Source organism: Stenotrophomonas sp. TWI819, from assembly GCF_039673075.1.
Lineage (GTDB): Bacteria > Pseudomonadota > Gammaproteobacteria > Xanthomonadales > Xanthomonadaceae > Stenotrophomonas > Stenotrophomonas rhizophila_B.
This window is the reverse complement of the sequence record NZ_JBDJKY010000006.1, coordinates 1-16,911: the sequence shown is the minus strand read 5'-3', so window position 1 is coordinate 16,911 and position 16,911 is coordinate 1. Positions and strand designations below refer to the sequence as shown.

At 66.9% G+C, this 16,911-nt stretch carries 13 protein-coding genes; 8 read left to right on the top strand and 5 right to left on the bottom strand.

Features of this window, described 5'->3' with window-relative positions; translation table 11 throughout:
- The first annotated feature begins 86 nt into the window (after positions 1-86).
- Positions 87-1,244: a putative peptide maturation dehydrogenase gene (locus tag ABE463_RS09775; RefSeq protein ID WP_259260550.1), complete on the top strand. Its 1,158-nt coding sequence runs from the start codon at positions 87-89 to the stop codon at positions 1,242-1,244.
- Here ABE463_RS09775 and ABE463_RS09770 read toward each other — a convergent pair whose 3' ends face one another.
- From ABE463_RS09770 to ABE463_RS09760, 3 genes are read right to left on the bottom strand one after another with little or no spacing between them, the layout of a single operon-like run.
- Entirely contained in the window at positions 1,245-3,227 is a 1,983-nt protein-coding gene (locus tag ABE463_RS09770) for an acetyl/propionyl/methylcrotonyl-CoA carboxylase subunit alpha (protein WP_346468028.1), read from the bottom strand. It abuts the gene before it with no gap.
- A 55-nt stretch (positions 3,228-3,282) separates the two neighbouring features.
- Positions 3,283-4,893, bottom strand: a complete 1,611-nt coding sequence (locus ABE463_RS09765) for a carboxyl transferase domain-containing protein (protein ID WP_346468027.1) — start codon at positions 4,891-4,893, stop codon at positions 3,283-3,285.
- 10 nt (positions 4,894-4,903) lie between these two features.
- Positions 4,904-6,067, bottom strand: a complete 1,164-nt coding sequence (locus ABE463_RS09760) for an isovaleryl-CoA dehydrogenase (RefSeq protein WP_121044350.1) — start codon at positions 6,065-6,067, stop codon at positions 4,904-4,906.
- A 146-nt stretch (positions 6,068-6,213) separates the two neighbouring features.
- Between ABE463_RS09760 and ABE463_RS09755 the strand changes: the two genes are divergently transcribed.
- From ABE463_RS09755 to ABE463_RS09745, 3 genes are all read left to right on the top strand, one after another.
- Positions 6,214-6,819 carry a TetR/AcrR family transcriptional regulator gene (locus ABE463_RS09755; RefSeq protein ID WP_265309953.1) on the top strand — a complete coding sequence of 202 codons (606 nt, stop codon included), beginning with the start codon at positions 6,214-6,216 and terminating at the stop codon, positions 6,817-6,819.
- Between the two features lie 114 nt (positions 6,820-6,933).
- Positions 6,934-7,452 carry a c-type cytochrome gene (locus ABE463_RS09750; protein ID WP_346468026.1) on the top strand — a complete coding sequence of 173 codons (519 nt, stop codon included), beginning with the start codon at positions 6,934-6,936 and terminating at the stop codon, positions 7,450-7,452.
- A 94-nt stretch (positions 7,453-7,546) separates the two neighbouring features.
- Positions 7,547-8,992: an ExeM/NucH family extracellular endonuclease gene (locus ABE463_RS09745; protein ID WP_346468024.1), complete on the top strand. Its 1,446-nt coding sequence runs from the start codon at positions 7,547-7,549 to the stop codon at positions 8,990-8,992.
- Between the two features lie 91 nt (positions 8,993-9,083).
- Here ABE463_RS09745 and ABE463_RS09740 read toward each other — a convergent pair whose 3' ends face one another.
- Positions 9,084-9,950, bottom strand: a complete 867-nt coding sequence (locus ABE463_RS09740) for an EamA family transporter (protein WP_346468023.1) — start codon at positions 9,948-9,950, stop codon at positions 9,084-9,086.
- 56 nt (positions 9,951-10,006) lie between these two features.
- On the opposite strand from ABE463_RS09740, the gene ABE463_RS09735 reads away from it, so the two are divergent.
- Together ABE463_RS09735 and zapE are read left to right on the top strand one after the other, a co-directional pair.
- Positions 10,007-10,681 carry a CocE/NonD family hydrolase gene (locus ABE463_RS09735; RefSeq protein ID WP_346468022.1) on the top strand — a complete coding sequence of 225 codons (675 nt, stop codon included), beginning with the start codon at positions 10,007-10,009 and terminating at the stop codon, positions 10,679-10,681.
- A complete protein-coding gene (gene zapE, locus ABE463_RS09730) occupies positions 10,678-11,778 on the top strand; it encodes a cell division protein ZapE (protein ID WP_346468021.1) in 1,101 nt (366 codons plus the stop codon). Before ABE463_RS09735 ends, zapE begins: the two co-directional genes overlap by 4 nt.
- A 57-nt stretch (positions 11,779-11,835) precedes the next feature.
- On the opposite strand, the gene ABE463_RS09725 is transcribed toward zapE, so the two are convergent.
- Positions 11,836-12,657: a DUF2884 family protein gene (locus ABE463_RS09725; protein ID WP_346468020.1), complete on the bottom strand. Its 822-nt coding sequence runs from the start codon at positions 12,655-12,657 to the stop codon at positions 11,836-11,838.
- A gap of 565 nt (positions 12,658-13,222) precedes the next feature.
- On the opposite strand from ABE463_RS09725, the gene ABE463_RS09720 reads away from it, so the two are divergent.
- Entirely contained in the window at positions 13,223-15,607 is a 2,385-nt protein-coding gene (locus tag ABE463_RS09720; RefSeq protein WP_259260539.1) for a ribonucleoside-diphosphate reductase subunit alpha, read from the top strand.
- Positions 15,608-15,717: 110 nt separating this feature from the next.
- On the top strand, positions 15,718-16,737 hold the full coding sequence (locus tag ABE463_RS09715; protein WP_121044332.1) for a ribonucleotide-diphosphate reductase subunit beta: 1,020 nt from the start codon (positions 15,718-15,720) through the stop codon (positions 16,735-16,737).
- Positions 16,738-16,911: the final 174 nt, after the last annotated feature.

Genomic DNA, 16,911 nt, shown 5'->3' with positions numbered 1-16,911 from the left:
TTGAGCACGACACGCCGGCGGAGGTCTCTGTGTGCGGTCGCTGCACATCGGGATAAGCTTACCTCTGCACTGGGACAGGAATATCGATGCGCGTTCGCCGCTGTACACACCTGCTGCTGGAGCCGCGCGAAACCGTCTCGTTCGGCCTGCAGGCGCTTCTGCGTGGCAGCACCGAGGCCAACAGCACCCATGCCTGGCTGGCGCTTGCGGGGCACTTGGATGGGCCGGTGGAGATCGACGCCGGGCAAAGCGAACTGCTCGGCCGCACCAGCGCATCGCAGTGGCGGACGTTGTCGGCGCAGGACATGGCCGACCCCCGCTGGGGCCAATTGTTGAGCAGCGGCCTGCTGGTGGGCGATCAACCGGAGCACGCGGACCATCTGGCGCGCGACCAGCGGATCAAGGACGCACATTGGTGGCCGCTGTCCGCCGTGGCGCACCGGCACTCGCGCTGGCAGGGCGTGGACAGCGTTTCGGATATGCGCGGGCAGGGCCTGGATACCGCAGTCGGGCTGCGCAGGAGGTTGGGTGCCCCGCCGCCTGCCGTGCATCCTGTGGAAGGTCATTACCAGCCGCTGCCGAACGTGCAGGAATCTCCGTTCGATGCCCTGCTGGCGGCCAGAACCACCTGTCGCAACTTCGATCCCGAGCGTGCGCTGCCGCTGCCGATGCTGGCCCAGCTTCTCCAGCGCAGCGTCATGGCCCACGCCGCGCTGCAGGTCGAGCAGGACATGCTCATCCTGAAGAAAAACGTCCCTTCGGGCGGGGGTCTGCACCCGACCGAGGTGTGGCTGCTGGTGCAACGCGTCGAGGGGCTCACGCCCGGCCTCTACCACTATCACGCGCTGGACCACGCGCTTCTGGCGTTGCCATCGCCGCCCGTTCCCACGCTGCCATCGCTGGCCCGCGCCATGGTATCGGGGCAGGAATGGTTCGCCGATGCGCCGGTCCTGATCGTGCTGGCCCCTCGTTTTGGACGCAGCTTCTGGAAGTATCGCAACCACGCCAAGGCGTATCGTGCGCTCACGCTGGACGCAGGACACATCTCGCAGATGGTGTACCTGGCGGCCACGGAAGCAGGCCTGGGTGCTTTCGTGACCGCGGCCATCAACGAAGGTGACGTGGACCAGGCCTTTGGCCTGGATGGTGTGGAACAGGGCGCGCTGGCGATCTGCGGTGTGGGCTACCGTGCGCTGGAGCGCAGCACGGCCGAATTTGATCCGGCCGGCCGCAGTTCGAGGTAGCTACGCCGCCTCGAAATCCACCAGCACCGCGCCATCACCCACTTGATCACCGGCTTTGACCCGGTAACCCTGCACGGTGCCATCGGCCGGCGCCTGCAGCGTGTGCTCCATCTTCATCGCCTCCAGCACCAGCAGCGGCGCGCCGCGTTTGACCGCCGTGCCCGGTGCCACCAGTGTGGCCACGATACGGCCCGGCATCGGCGCGACCAGGCTGCCGGCATCGGCAACGGACTGGTCCGCTTCGCTGACCGGATCATGCAGGGTGAAGCGCTGCACGCCCTCGCTGCCGAAAAGGTACAGCTCATTGCCGTCGCGGATGACGGTGGCACGGTGCAGCTGCTCGCCGATCTGCACGCGCAATGCATCACCGGCCAGGCGGCCGCTGCCCTGCAGCGCATTGCCCTCCATGTGCACGGTCCACTGCGCGCCCGCGCCCTGCACGGCCACGCTGCGCTGTGCACCCCGGTGCTCCAGCGTCAGCGCGCGTGCGGCCGCCGCGCCGAGGCGCCAGCCATCCTGGGCCTGCCACGGCGAGTGCGGGTCGCGCGCATCACGGCTGGCGGCTTCGCTGGTGGCCACGCCGGCAATCGCGGCCAGCGCCCAGAGTGCCGGATCGCTGTCGCCGTCGTTGGGGGCCAGCGCGGCCTGCTCGCGCTCGATCAGCGCGGTATCCAGCTTGGCCTGGGTAAACGAATCGGTCATCACCAAGCGGCGCAGGAAGGCGGCATTGGTGGTCACGCCAACCACTTCGCATTCGGCCAGCGCCTGCTGCATGCGGCGCAGTGCGGCGTCGCGGTCGACGTCCCAGACGATCAGTTTGGCGATCATCGGGTCGTAGAACGGGGTGATCGCATCGCCCTGTTCGACACCGGCATCCACGCGCACGTGCGCGGTGTTGGCCGGCAGGCGCAGGTGGCGCAGGGTGCCGGTGGACGGCAGGAAACCGCGGTCGGCGTCTTCGGCGTACAGGCGGGCTTCCAGTGCATGGCCGCGGATCTGCAGCTGATCCTGCTGCAGCGGCAGCGGCTCACCGCTGGCCACGCGCAGCTGCCACTCGACCAGGTCGGTGCCGGTGATGCACTCGGTGACCGGGTGCTCCACCTGCAGGCGGGTGTTCATTTCCATGAAGTAGAAATCGCCATCCGGGCCGGCGATGAACTCCACCGTGCCCGCGCCGACGTAGTTGACCGCGCGCGCGGCATCGACGGCGGCCTTGCCCATCGCGGCGCGGCGCTCGGGCGTCATGCCGGGCGCGGGCGCTTCTTCCAGCACCTTCTGGTGGCGGCGCTGCACCGAGCAGTCGCGCTCGAACAGGTACACCACGTTGCCGTGGCTGTCGCCGAACACCTGGATCTCGATGTGGCGCGGGCGCTCCACATACTTCTCCACCAGCACGTGTGCGTTGCCGAACGCGGACTGCGCTTCACGCTGGCAGCTGGCCAGCGCCTCGGTGAAGGTCGCGCTGTCATCCACGCGGCGCATGCCCTTGCCACCGCCGCCTGCGCTGGCCTTGATCAGCACCGGGTAGCCGATGCTGTCGGCCTGCTTGCGCAGGAACTCGGGGATCTGCTCGTCGCCGTGGTAGCCCGGGGTGAGCGGCACGCCGGCCTGCTGCATCAGCGCCTTGGCCGCGCTCTTGTCACCCATCGCGCGGATCGCCGCAGCGGAGGGGCCGATGAACACGATGCCCGCCTCGGCGCAGGCCTGCGCGAAGCCGGCGTTCTCCGAGAGAAAGCCGTAGCCGGGATGGATCGCCTGCGCGCCGGTGCGGCGGGCGGCCTCCAGGATGGCGTCGCCGCGCAGGTAGCTCTCACGCGCCGGCGCCGGGCCGATCGCGATGGCCTCGTCGGCCAGGCGCACGTGGCGCGCGTTGCGGTCGGCGTCGGAGTACACCGCCACGGTGGCGATGCCCAGGCGCTGGCAGGTAGCGATGACGCGGCAGGCGATTTCGCCACGGTTGGCGATCAGGATCTTGGTGAACATGGTGGTCTCGTTGCGCGGGCCAGGGGCGGCGGTGCCAGGCGGCACCGCCCGTGCATTACATGCGGAACACGCCGAAGTCGGTCTTCTTCGCCGGGGCGTTGAGGCTGGCCGACAGCGCCAGGCCCAGCACACGACGGGTGTCGGCCGGATCGATCACGCCGTCATCCCAGAGGCGGGCGCTGGCGTAGTACGGGTGGCCCTGCGATTCGAACTGCTCGCGGATCGGCGACTTGAAGCCGTCCTCTTCCTCGGCCGACCACTGCCCGCCCTTGGCTTCGATGCCGTCGCGCTTGACCGTGGCCAGCACGCTGGCGGCCTGCTCGCCGCCCATCACGCCGATGCGCGCGTTCGGCCACATCCACAGGAAGTTGGGCGAGTAGGCGCGGCCGCACATGCCGTAGTTGCCGGCACCGAACGAGCCGCCGATCACCACGGTGAACTTGGGCACCTTGGCGCAGGCCACGGCCATGACCAGCTTGGCCCCGTCCTTGGCGATGCCGCCGTGCTCGTACTTGCGGCCGACCATGAAGCCGGTGATGTTCTGCAGGAACACCAGCGGGATGCCGCGCTGCGTGCACAGTTCGATGAAGTGCGCGCCCTTCAGCGCGGACTCGGAGAACAGGATGCCGTTGTTGGCGATGATGCCCACCGGGTAGCCGTGCAGGTGCGCGAAGCCGGTGACCAGCGTGTTGCCATAGCGCGGCTTGAACTCATCGAAGCGCGAATCGTCGACCAGGCGCAGGATCACTTCGCGCACGTCATAGGGCTTGCGCGTGTCAGCCGGGATCACGCCATACAGCTCGTGGGCCGGATGCCGCGGTTCCACCGGGGCCTGCACTGCCAGCACCGGCTCGGGCTTGCGCCAGTTGAGCTGGGCGATGATCGCGCGGACCCGGGCCAGCGCCTGCAGGTCGTTGTCGGCCATGTGGTCGGCAACGCCGGAGATGCGCGTGTGCACATCGGCACCGCCCAGTTCTTCGGCGGTGACCACTTCACCGGTGGCCGCTTTCACCAGCGGCGGGCCGCCGAGGAAGATGGTGCCCTGCTCGCGCACGATCACCGTTTCATCGCTCATCGCTGGCACGTAGGCGCCACCGGCGGTGCAGCTGCCCATCACGCAGGCGATCTGCGGGATGCCCTGCGCGGACAGGTTGGCCTGGTTGTAGAAGATACGACCGAAATGGTCGCGGTCCGGGAACACCTCGTCCTGCAGCGGCAGGAATGCACCGCCCGAATCCACCAGGTAGATGCAGGGGAGGCGGTTCTGCTCGGCCACTTCCTGCGCACGCAGGTGCTTCTTGACCGTCATCGGGTAGTAGGTGCCACCCTTGACCGTGGCATCGTTGGCCACGATCACGCACTCCACGCCCGAGACCCGGCCGATGCCGGCAACCACGCCGGCGCTGGGGATCGGGTCGCCATACATGCCATGCGCGGCCAGCGGGGCGATTTCCAGGAAGGCGCTGCCCGGGTCGAGCAGGGCATCGATGCGGTCGCGCACCAGCAGCTTGCCGCGTGCGGTGTGCTTGGCGCGTGCCGCTTCGCTGCCGCCCAGCGCGGTCTGCGCCAGGGTGGCGCGCAGGTCGTCGACCACCGCCTGCAGCGCGGCGCGGTTGGCCTCGAAGGTGTCGCTGCCCGGTTGCAGCTGGGTGCTCAATACGGTCATGGCAGGGCCCTTACTTGGTGCGCTGGAACAGTTCGCGGCCGATCAGCATGCGGCGGATCTCCGAGGTGCCGGCGCCGATTTCATACAGCTTGGCATCGCGCCACAACCGTCCGGTCGGGTACTCGTTGATGTAGCCATTGCCGCCCAGGATCTGGATCGCCTGGCCGGTCAGCCAGGTGGCCTTCTCGGCCGAATACAGGATCGCGCCGGCTGCGTCCTGACGCGTGGTGCGGCCCTGGTCGCAGGCGCGTGCCACCGCGTAGACATAGGCGCGGCAGGCGTTGAGGCCCACGTACATGTCGGCCAGCTTGGCCTGGATCAGCTGGAAGGTGCCGATCGCCTCGCCGAACTGCTTGCGCTCGTGCACGTACGGCATCACCACGTCCATGGCCGCAGCCATCAGGCCGAGCGGGCCACCGGACAGCACCACGCGCTCATAGTCCAGGCCGGACATCAGCACCTTGACGCCACCGCCGACCACACCAAGCACGTTGGCTTCGGGTACTTCGCAATCCTGGAAGACCAGCTCACAGGTGTTGGAGCCGCGCATGCCGAGCTTGTCCAGCTTCTGCGCCGTGGAAAAGCCCTTCATGCCCTTTTCGATCAGGAACGCGGTGATGCCCTTGGCGCCGCCATCCGGATCGGTCTTGGCATAGACCACCAGCACATCGGCATCCGGGCCGTTGGTGATCCACATCTTGTTGCCGTTAAGCACGTAGTGATCGCCGCGCTTGTCCGCGCGCAGCTTCATCGAGACCACGTCCGAGCCGGCGCCTGGTTCGCTCATCGCCAGCGCGCCGACCAGCTCGCCGCTGCACAGGCCGGGCAGGTAGCGCTTCTTCTGATCTTCGTTGCCGTTCTTGCGCAGCTGGTTCACGCACAGGTTCGAGTGCGCACCGTAGGACAGCGCGATGGCACCGGAGGCGCGTGAGATCTCTTCCATCGCCACCACATGCGCGAGGTAGCCCATGCCGCTGCCGCCGTATTCCTCTTCCACGGTCAGGCCGAGCAGACCCTGCTCGCCGAGCTTGCGCCACAGCGCATTGGGGAACAGATTCTCTTCGTCGGCCTGGGCCGCCAGCGGCGCGATTTCAGCGGAGGCAAAATGGGCCACGCTCTGGCGCAGCAGGTCGATCTCTTCGCCGAGATCGAAGTTCATGGTCGGGACGTGCATGGGCGACTCCGCAACAACAAGGGATGGGACGCGCCGGGAGGGATGGACGGGCTGACAGGGCCGTCCCGCGGGCGATGTGCCCCCAGCGTAGCCGGGTTCGACAAAGAAGTGAACACAAATTCAAAAATTGAACATAGAATCAACAAATGGCCTATAAACGCTCCGCCCTGATGGAAGAACGCCTTGCCGGCGCCCGTGAACGCATCCTGCTGGCGACCCGTGTGCTGGTGGCGGCCGGCGGCTACCGCAACGCCCCGGTGACGGCGGTGGCGGCCGAGGCCGGCGTGTCCACCGGCCTGATCTACCGGCACTTCCCCTCCAAGGCCGAACTGTTCGTGGAGGTGCTGACCGCCGCTGTCGAGCATGAGCTGCGCATCTTCGAGGCGATCGCGGCCGAGCCGCTGCCGGCGCCCGAGCGCCTGCGCCGGGCGATCACCGCCTTCGTGCGGCGCGCGCTGGCCGGGCCCGGGCTGGCCTATGCCTTCATCGCCGAGCCGGTCGATCCGGAAGTGGAAGCCGAGCGCATCCGCTGCCGCCGTCTGTTCGGCGATGTGTTCCGGCGCATCGTCGCCGATGGCGTCGAGGCAGGCACCTTCCCGCAGCAGGACACCCATGTCGCGGCGGCCTGCATCGTCGGCGCGTTCACCGAGGCGCTGGTCGGCCCGACCGCGCTCAGCCGCGACGCGCACGGCGATGAAGATGCGCTGGTCGAGTCGATCTGTGTTTTCTGCCTGCGGGCCGCGGGCGCCTGAGTCGCGCCGATGCTGCATTGCGACACCCGGCGGTCGCTTGCGCAGCGCCGCCGACGCTGGTCATACTCGGCCGACAAGCCGTGGTCCAACGACTACCAGCCAGGGGTATAGAGAGTGCGGAATTACGACCTCGAGTTCCTGAAACGCTTCTCCATGGTCATCGCGCTGCTGATGGCCATCACACTTGGCCTCATCATCTTCGCGGCCTACCTGCATACCAGCATTCCCCCTGAAGTCTCGCCGATGGCGGCCAAACGCACGGAACAGCGCATCACGCCGGCCGGTGCGGTGTACGCAGGCAGCACCGGTGCCGCCGCCCAGGCCGCGGCCCAGGCCGCCGCGCTGGTCAAAGCCGCCTCGCAGGTCGCCTACGGTGGCACCACTGACGGCAAGGTGATCTACGACAACCTCTGCACGGCCTGCCATACCAATGGCGTCGGCAAGGCGCCGACGCTGGATCACGGGCATTGGGATGCGCGCATCGCCCAGGGCAAGGACACGCTCTACAAGCATGCGGTGGAGGGCTATACCGGCCCGGACGGTGGCATCATGCCGCCCAAGGGCGGTAATCCGGCGCTGACCGAGGAGCAGATCCATGCCACGGTCGATTGGATGCTGGCCAACCTGAAATAACGGCTTTGCCGGATCAGGTCACCGACGCCGCCGAAGGGCGGCGTTTCACTTTATATGGTTAGCCTTGTCGCACTTCCCTGGAGTCCTGCTTCCGATGCGCCGTACCCCCCTCGTGTTCGCTCTCGCGCTGGCCCTGTCCGGCGCGGTCCATGCCGCCCAGCCGCAGCCCGCTGCCTCGCCGCAGGTGCGTCCGGCGCCGACCACGTCGGCCACGGTCAGCCTGACCGCGCCGCCCACCGACTGGCGCACGCTGGACGGTCAGCAGGTCCGCATCGCCGCGCCGCTGACCCTGGCCGGCACCGATGGCCTGTCGCGCTTCGGTGAGTTGACCGTGGCCTTCGGTGGTCGCCTGTGGCAGCCGAGCGAAGTGGCCGCACCCGGCACCCCGGAACACGCCCATGAGGTGGCCGACAACCTGCGTCGCCGGCTGGTGCTCGACGATGGCAGCGACGCCCGGGATCCCGGCCCGGTGGCCTACCTGCCGGCGGCCGCGAACCTGCGCACCGGCATGGTCCTGCGCAATATCGAAGGCATCGTCCGCGTCGATGCCAAGGGCAACACCCGCCTGCAGGTGACCCGTCCGCTGAACCTGCCGGCGCTGGAGCGCCCGGCCGTACCGACGGTGGCCGGTGCGCTGCATGTGGCCGCGTTCAACCTGGAGAACTTCTTCAATGGCGACGGCCAGGGCGGCGGTTACCCGACCCTGCGTGGCGCCCGGACCCTGGCCGAACACCAGGCGCAGAAAACCAAACTGGTCGCCACCATCAACGCGCTCGGCGCCGATGTCGCCGCGCTGATGGAACTGGAGAACGATGGTTACGGCCCGCAGTCGGCGATCGCCCAGCTGGTCGATGCGCTCAATGCGGATCGGGGCCAGGGTGCCGACTGGCGCTTCATCGACGCGAAGCAGGGCCCGGGTGACAACCCGATCCGGGTCGGCATCATCTATCGCGCGTCGCGCGTGACCCCGGTCGGCGCCCCCGCCGTGCTGGAGAAGGAGCCCTTCGGCGAGCGCAGCCGCGTGCCGCTGGCGCAGGCCTTCCGTGCGGGCAAGGGCGCGCCGTTCGTGGTCGTGGCCAATCACTTCAAATCCAAGGGCTGCTCCGAAGCGACCGGCGCCGATGCCGATCAGAAGGACGGCCAGGCCTGCTGGAATGCCACCCGGGTCGCCTCGGCCACGCTGCTGGACCAGTGGCTGGCGACCGACCCCACCGGTGCGGGCACCCGCGATGCGGTGCTGCTGGGCGACTTCAACGCCTACGCGATGGAAGACCCGATCCGCACCCTGCACGCCGCCGGCTGGCGGGATGCGTTCGCAGTGGCCAAGGTCGAACACCCTTACAGCTATGTCTACAACGGCATGACCGGCCGGTTGGACCATGCGCTGTTGAGCCCGGGCATGGCCAAGCGCCTGCGCGCGGCGGCAGAGTGGCACATCAATGCCGATGAAGCTGACGATGTGGGCTACCGCGACCGCAACGAAGCGGGCCCGTGGCGCAGCTCGGATCATGATCCGCTGCTGCTCGGGTTTGATCGCTGATCCCGCACGGGTGCGCCGGGACGCCGGTGTGCCCGGTCACCGGCGCGTTGCCCAGGTAGTGCCGGCCGCTGGCCGGCACCGCATCAATCGACTACCACGTGCCCCACGCGATCAACCCGATCGCCACCACGGCCAACCCCAGGCCCACCCGGTTCCACACACTGGTGCGCTCGCCGAAACCGACGATGCCCACCAGCGCGCCCAGCACCACCACGCCGATGTTCATGCCGGCGAACACCACCGCCGGGCTGTCCGGCAGATGCTGGTGGGCACGCACGTAGAACAGGATGTTGCCGAAGTTGAGCAGGCCCAGCAGGGCGCCGCCGGCCAGGTTGCGCCACTGCAGGCGGGCGATGCCGCGCAGGTGGCGCCATAGCTGCAGGATGAGCATCAGCACGAAGGCCAGGCTGAAACTGACCAGAAGTGCCGCCATCGAAGGCGTACCCGACAACGCCACCTTCTTGAGCAGGATGTCGACCAGGGCGTAGCCCACCCAGACGGACAGCAGCCATGGCCAGGCCCGTCCGCCGCTGGGCTCGGCCGCGCCGGCGCGCGGGCGTACGCTGATCCCGAGGATCGCCAGCAGGCCCAGCCCCAGGCCGGCCAGCTTCCAGCCGTTGCCGGTCTCGCCGAACACCAGGAACGCAGCCAGCAGCGAAAGCAGCAGCGACAACCGCTGGGCCACATCGCTGCGCACGATCCCGGCGCGGGTCACTGCGCGGGCCATCATCAGGAAGATCGCCGGCAACGCCACGGCCAGGCAGAGCAGGACGGCCCACGGCGCGTGCGGGGTCTGCAGCGAGGCCAGCGAGGGCTGCAGCAGCACCGCGCTGAGCACGCTGGCGACCAGATAATTCCAGGTCACCACCTGCGGCATGTCCAGCCGCTGGCCCGGCGCCAGCTTCAGCAGGACCGACACCAGCACGCTGCAGAGAACGCTGAAAACCAGAAAGTGCATGTACGGATCCGGCGGGGGCGGCGGTGAAGCACGCGGAGGGACGGTATTATGACGCCATGCACAATCCCCCATTTCCCCAAGAAAGCGGTGCGCTGACGCTGGACGGACCGGTCGGTCTGCTGGATGTCGTGGTTGATCTGCCCGAGGCCGATGTCGCTGTACAGCCGGTGGTGGCGATCGTCTGCCACCCCCTGTCCACCGAGGGCGGCAGCATGCACAACAAGGTGGTGACCATGGCCGCGCGCGCGCTGCGCGACCTGGGCATCGCCACCGTGCGCTTCAACTTCCGCAGCGTCGGCGACTCGGCCGGCACGTTCGACAACGGCGTGGGCGAGCAGGACGACCTCAAGGCCGTCGCCGCCTGGGTCCGTGCACAGCGGCCGGGCCAGGACCTGTGGCTGGCCGGTTTCAGCTTCGGTGCGTACGTCTCGCTGCGCGCGGCGGGCGACCTGCAGCCGACCACGCTGATCTCGATCGCGCCGCCCGCCGGGCGCTGGGACTTCGAGGGCATGCAGCCCCCGGCCCAGTGGCTGGTGATCCAGGGCGAGGAAGACGAGATCGTCGATCCGCAGGCGGTCTATGACTGGCTGGACGGCCTGGACGCACCGCACGAACTGGTGCGCATGCCCGATACCAGCCACTTCTTCCACCGCAAGATCGTCGACCTGCGCGGCGCGCTCATCCATGGCGTCAAGCAGTGGCTGCCCAACCCCGCCCCCGACGCGGCATGAGCGACACCGTGATGACCCCGTCGCAGCGCTACGCCGATGGCGTGGCCCGGGGCGAATGGCAGAACGACCCGGCCCAGCACGCCGCCCTGGCCGAGCTGGACCGCATCCATCTCGCGCTGGTCGACAGCGCCCAGGATGGCTGGCTGGATCGCCTCTCCGCGTTCTGGAAGAAGCCCGAGCCGGTCAAGGGCCTGTACTTCTGGGGCGGGGTGGGGCGCGGCAAGACCTTCCTGGTCGATCTGTTCTATGACGGCCTGCCGATCGAGCAGAAGTACCGCACCCATTTCCACCGCTTCATGCGCGGCATTCACGAGCGCCTGCGCGAGCACCAGGGGCAAAGCGATCCACTGGCGAAGATCGCCCAGGAGTGGCGCAGCAAGCTGCGCGTGCTGGTGCTGGACGAATTCTTCGTCACCGACATCGGCGATGCGATGCTGCTGGCGCGCCTGCTCGAGCGCATGTTCGCCGAGGGCGTGACCCTGGTGACCACCTCCAACACGGCGGTGGAAAACCTGTACCTCAACGGCCTGCAGCGCGACAGCTTCCTGCCCGCGATCGGGCTGCTGCAGACCTACTGCGTGGAGTTGTACGCCGAAGGCACCGAGGATTACCGCATGCGCGCGCTGACCCGCTCGCCGGTGTACCAGTCCCCCATCGATGCCGGCAGCGATGCCTGGCTGGCCGGCCGCTGGGCCGAGCTCAGCGGTGGGCAGCCGGCCAAGTCGGGCAACATCGAGATCGAAGCGCGCAAGATCCCGGTGCGTGGCCGCGGCAAGAGCATTGTCTGGTTCGATTTCAAGGCGCTGTGCGAAGGCCCGCGTGGCCCCTCGGATTACATCGAGATCGCGCACGAGTTCAACACCGTGCTGCTCGGCGACATCCCGCACTTCGACACACTCAACGAAGATGCCGCGCGCCGCTTCGTCAACCTGATCGACGAGCTGTACGACCGCCACGTCAACCTGGTCTGCACCGCGACCGATTCACCGGTCGGACTGTATTCGGGCATCCGCCTGCAGGGCGCGTTCGAACGTACCGCCTCGCGCCTGATCGAAATGCAGAGCGCCGAGTACCTGGGCACCCCGCACCGCGCGTAACTCCGCGCCGTGCGGGGATAGGCCGCAATGTAGATCCACGCCATGCGTGGATGCTCTCTACAACGGGGGCAGCACCAACGCCGCACCGCGCGGCTGTTCGCGCGTGATCGGCGCGGCCGCGTCCTCCTCGCGGTCCATCACCATCATCGCCAGCGGCTTGCCCTGGTAGCGCACCTCCAGCGACTGCTGGATCGCATCCAGCGCCAGCACCTGGCTGCACAGCGACTGTGCCTGTGCCTCCAGCGCCTGCCCGCGCGCCTCCATGCGGCGCTCCAGGTCGGCCTCCATCGTCTCGGCGCGGGCCTCGATCCGGCCCGAGCCGCCGGTCAGCATCGTCCACATCACGCCGCGGGCGAGCGAGGCCGACATCGACTCGGCGGCCTGCTCGATGCGCGCCTCGAACTGTTCCCCGAACAGATCCTGCTCCCAGATACCGCGGCCGAGGGTACGGCCGACGTACGCATGGGCATCCTTGCGCAGCCCGTCCACCTCGCGCGCCTTGCGGCGGCTGCCGGTCATGATCTCCACCGTGGCCCCCAGCGCGTCGAAGGCGATGTCCGTGGCCTCGCCGGCCACCCCCGCCACCGCAGGCACCAACTGGCGGGTCCCCCATTCCAGCTGGCGCAGGCGTTGGGCGTCGGCGTCGCTGACCGGGATCGGCTGGCGATCGATGTTCAGCTCGCCGTCGTGGAAGAAGATCTCCGCCGGCACCTGCTCGCGGTTGCGCAGCCAGATCCCGCCGCTGTCCACCAGTACGTTGTAAGGCGTGCTCACCCCGCACTGGCGCGAGGAAAGCTGCGGGCCTTTGCTCTCGCCCGCCGCGGCGGTACCGGCCACGGTCAGGCCCAACATCAGACAGCCGATCAGGGGCAGGCGCATGGTCGCGTTCATATAAAGGAGGCGTATCGGAGCGTGGCACCCCGGGGCCACCCCGGCGCGGGTCGGAAGTCACCCTGACCGGCGGCCATTCGTTAGGGCGGTGTGAGCGGCCGTTGTTCTGTTTTCGAGGAGGACAATCCGGCCATCCGCCCTTGACTGCGCACTCGCTTTCGACAGGTCCAGACCGTTCGTCGGACGCCTTTCCGGCACGGTCCTTGCGCCACAAGGGATTAGGGAAATTCACTACATTTGGCGTTGACGACACCTGGTACCCCCACTATCTTGTGGCCGTCGGTCCCGCCGACCACAAGTCGACGGGTGTATCGCCTTCACGCCGATGGCCTGAAGACCTACTGACAACCGCACGCACGTACAGCGTGTGGTGCCGGTCGCACGACTCTCCGGGGGGAGAGGACCGGTGACGCAGGGGAAACCGCCCGCAGGCCTGCCTGCGCTGTCGCGGCTCCTGCGACGCCGCAGGTCCACCCTGTAGATCCGTGCGCCGGTTCGGCCTGCAACGCAGGCGACGCTGTACTACTTCCAATCACGCCCAGAGGAAAACGCCGTGAGCATCGAAACCAGCACTGACATCGATAAGGAAAGCGAGTTCCTGCTGACCTCGCCGCCGACGGCGACCGCCATGAGCGTGACCAAGCGCAACGGCACGACCGAACTGGTGGACCTGAACAAGATCGTGCGCGCGGTACAGCGCTGCGCCGAGGGTCTGCATGCGGTCGATCCGATGCGTGTGGCGACCCGCACCATCTCCGGCCTGTACAACGGCGCGACCACCCAGGAGCTGGACGAACTGTCGATCCGCACCTCGGCGCTGCTGATCGGTGAGGAGCCGGAGTACGGTCGCCTGGCCGCGCGCCTGCTGGCCAACTTCATCGCCAAGGAAGTGTCCGGCCAGGAAATCCATGCGTTCTCGCAGTCGGTCGGCCGCGGCCACGAAGTGGGCCTGATCAACGCGCGCCTGCTCGATTTCGTGCAGGTCAACGCGCGCAAGCTCAACGACGCGATCGATCCGACCCTGGACCTGCATTTCGATTACTTCGGCCTGCGCACCCTGTACGACCGTTACCTGCTGCGTCATCCGCACACCCGCAAGGTGATCGAGACCCCGCAGCAGTTCTTCCTGCGCATCGCCAGCGCCTTGAGCGAAGACGTGCCCGAAGCCCTGGCGCTGTACAAGCGCATGGGCAACCTGGATTACCTGCCGTCCAGCCCGACCCTGTTCAACTCCGGCACCACGCATGAGCAGCTGTCCTCGTGCTTCCTGCTGGATTCGCCGCAGGATTCGCTGGAGTCGATCTACGCCAAGTACGGCGATATCGCCCAGCTCTCCAAGTTCAGCGGCGGCATCGGCGTCAGCTACAGCCGCGTGCGTTCGCGCGGTTCGCTGATCAAGTCCACCAACGGCCATTCCAACGGCATCGTGCCGTGGCTGAAGACCATGGATTCGTCCGTGGCGGCGGTCAACCAGGGCGGCAAGCGCAAGGGCGCGGCCTGTGTGTACCTGGAAACCTGGCACGCCGATATCGAGGATTTCCTCGAGCTGCGTGACAACACCGGTGACGAATCGCGTCGTGCGCACAACCTGAATCTGGCCAACTGGATCCCGGACCTGTTCATGCAGCGCGTCGAGGCCGACCAGGAGTGGTCGCTGTTCGATCCGAGCGTGGTGCCCGAGTTCACCGATCTGTTCGGTGAAGCCTTCGAGCAGGCTTACCTGCAGGCCGAAACCCAGGGCAAGGCCCAGCGCACGATCTCCGCACGCAAGCTGTACTCGCGGATGATGCGTACCCTGGCCGAGACCGGCAACGGCTGGATGACCTTCAAGGACAAGTGCAACCGCGCCAGCAACCAGACCCTGCGTCCGGGCAACGTGATCCACCTGTCCAACCTGTGCACCGAAATCCTGGAAATCACCTCGGCCGAAGAGACCGCAGTGTGCAACCTGGGCTCGATCAACCTGGGCAACCATTTCGATGCCCACGGTGAGTTCGATTTCGACAAGCTGGCCGACACCGTGCGCCTGGCCGTGCGTCAGCTCGACCGCGTGATCGACCTGAACTTCTACCCGATCGAAACCGCCCGCCGCGGCAACCTGCGCTGGCGTCCGGTCGGCCTGGGCTGCATGGGCCTGCAGGACGTGTTCTTCCGCAAGCGTCTGGCCTTTGACAGTGCCGAAGCCCGCGCGCTGTCGAAGAAGATCGCCGAAGCGATCTACTTCCACGCGCTGGAAACCTCGTGCGAGCTGGCCCAGGAACGCGGCAAGCATCCGTCCTTCGCCGACACCCGTGCCGCCAGCGGCGAGCTGCAGTTCGATGCCTGGAACGTGGTGCCCGAAGACACCGCGCGTTGGGATGCCCTGCGTGAGCGCATCAAGGAACACGGCCTGCGCAACTCGCTGCTGATCGCGATCGCCCCGACCGCCACCATCGCCTCGATCGCCGGTTGCTACGAGTGCGTCGAGCCGCAGGTGTCCAACCTGTTCAAGCGCGAAACGCTGTCCGGCGACTTCCTGCAGGTCAACCGTTACCTGGTGAACGAGCTGAAGAAGCTGGGCCACTGGACGCCGGAAATGCGCGACGCGATCAAGCTGGCCGAAGGCTCGATCCAGGGCATCACCCAGATCCCGGAAACGCTGCGCCACGTGTACCGCACCGCCTGGGAACTGCCGATGCGTTCGCTGATCGACATGGCCGCCGAGCGCGGTGCGTTCATCGACCAGTCCGCCTCGCTCAACCTGTTCATGGAAAGCCCGAACATCGGCGCGATGTCCTCCATGTACATGTACGCCTGGAAGCAGGGCATCAAGACCACGTACTACCTGCGTTCGCGCCCGGCGACCAAGATCGCCAAGACGACCGTCAGCAGCTATACCCCGGTCGAAGCCGTCGCCTGCTCGCTGGAAAACCCGGAAAGCTGCGAGGCGTGCCAGTAAACAAGGCGTGCCGGCCCATCGGGCCGGCACCGCCGGGTGCACGGACGGAACATCACACATTCGGTAGCTACCGACCCTTGGTCGGCAGTCGCCAAGAAGGACGAAACACCATGGCCGACAAGCCTGCTCAAATGCTGCTCGATCCAGGTTTTGAACTGACGTTGCGCCCGATGCGCTACCCGCAGTTCTATGACATGTATCGCAACGCGATCAAGAACACCTGGACGGTCGAGGAAATCAACTTCCAGATCGACATCAGCGACCTGCACGGCAAGATGTCGCCGGGCGAGCGCCACCTGATCCACCGCCTGGTCGCGTTCTTCGCCACCGGCGATTCGATCGTGTCCAACAATCTGGTGCTGAACCTGTATCAGCATCTGAACGCGCCGGAAGCGCGCATGTACCTGTCGCGCCAGCTGTACGAAGAAGCGCTGCACGTGCAGTTCTACCTGACCCTGCTCGACAACTACCTGCCGGATCCGGACGAGCGCGCCAAGGCGTTCGACGCGGTGGAGAACATCGATTCGATCAAGAAGAAGGCGGACTTCTGCTTCAAGTGGATCGATTCGATCCAGAACCTGAAGCGCATCGAGACCCGTGACGAGCGTCGCCAGTTCCTGCTCAACCAGATCTGCTTCGCGGCGTGCATCGAGGGCTTGTTCTTCTTCGCGGCCTTCGCCTACGTCTACTACTTCCGTTCGCGCGGTCTGCTCAACGGTCTGGCCTCGGGCACCAACTGGGTGTTCCGCGACGAGAGCGCGCACATGGAGTTCGCGTTCGAGTGCGTGGACGTGATCCGCGAGGAAGAGCCGGACCTGTTCGACGATGCGATGAAGCAGGAGGTCTACGACATGCTGGCCGATGCGATCGAGTGCGAAGTGCAGTTCGCCGAGGACGTGCTGTCGGGCGGTGTGGCGGGCATTTCGACGCGTGATATGCGCCAGTATCTGCAGCATTGCGCGGACAATCATTTCCATCGCCTGGGCATGGAGAAGAAGTACAACGTGCGCAATCCGCTGAGCTTCATGGAGCTGCAGGATGTGCAGGAGTTGACGAACTTCTTCGAGCGTCGTTCGTCGGCCTACCAGGTGGGCGTGAAGGGCGAAGTGTCGTTCGATATGTCGTTCTGATCTGACGCTTACGTCGTGATGTCGAAAAGCCCCGGCCTTGTTCCGGGGCTTTTTCGTTTCCCGTGACCCGTCCTGAATTGAGTTGACACCTTTTCCCACAGGAAGAGGAATGTTCAATGGATTCAACACCCAGGCGCAGCCAGCGGGATTACTCGCTGGCCTTCAAATTGTCGG

Excerpts from the sequence above, each read along its gene's own strand:
- zapE (WP_346468021.1), top strand. The coding sequence starts at position 10,678 with ATGAGCGACACCGTGATGACCCCGTCGCAGCGCTACGCCGATGGCGTG.
- ABE463_RS09745 (WP_346468024.1), top strand. The coding sequence starts at position 7,547 with ATGCGCCGTACCCCCCTCGTGTTCGCTCTCGCGCTGGCCCTGTCCGGC.
- ABE463_RS09715 (WP_121044332.1), top strand. The coding sequence starts at position 15,718 with ATGGCCGACAAGCCTGCTCAAATGCTGCTCGATCCAGGTTTTGAACTG.
- ABE463_RS09725 (WP_346468020.1), bottom strand. The coding sequence starts at position 12,657 with ATGCGCCTGCCCCTGATCGGCTGTCTGATGTTGGGCCTGACCGTGGCC.
- ABE463_RS09770 (WP_346468028.1), bottom strand. The coding sequence starts at position 3,227 with ATGTTCACCAAGATCCTGATCGCCAACCGTGGCGAAATCGCCTGCCGC.
- ABE463_RS09755 (WP_265309953.1), top strand. The coding sequence starts at position 6,214 with ATGGCCTATAAACGCTCCGCCCTGATGGAAGAACGCCTTGCCGGCGCC.
- ABE463_RS09740 (WP_346468023.1), bottom strand. The coding sequence starts at position 9,950 with ATGCACTTTCTGGTTTTCAGCGTTCTCTGCAGCGTGCTGGTGTCGGTC.
- ABE463_RS09760 (WP_121044350.1), bottom strand. The coding sequence starts at position 6,067 with ATGCACGTCCCGACCATGAACTTCGATCTCGGCGAAGAGATCGACCTG.
- ABE463_RS09765 (WP_346468027.1), bottom strand. The coding sequence starts at position 4,893 with ATGACCGTATTGAGCACCCAGCTGCAACCGGGCAGCGACACCTTCGAG.
- ABE463_RS09735 (WP_346468022.1), top strand. The coding sequence starts at position 10,007 with ATGCACAATCCCCCATTTCCCCAAGAAAGCGGTGCGCTGACGCTGGAC.
- ABE463_RS09775 (WP_259260550.1), top strand. The coding sequence starts at position 87 with ATGCGCGTTCGCCGCTGTACACACCTGCTGCTGGAGCCGCGCGAAACC.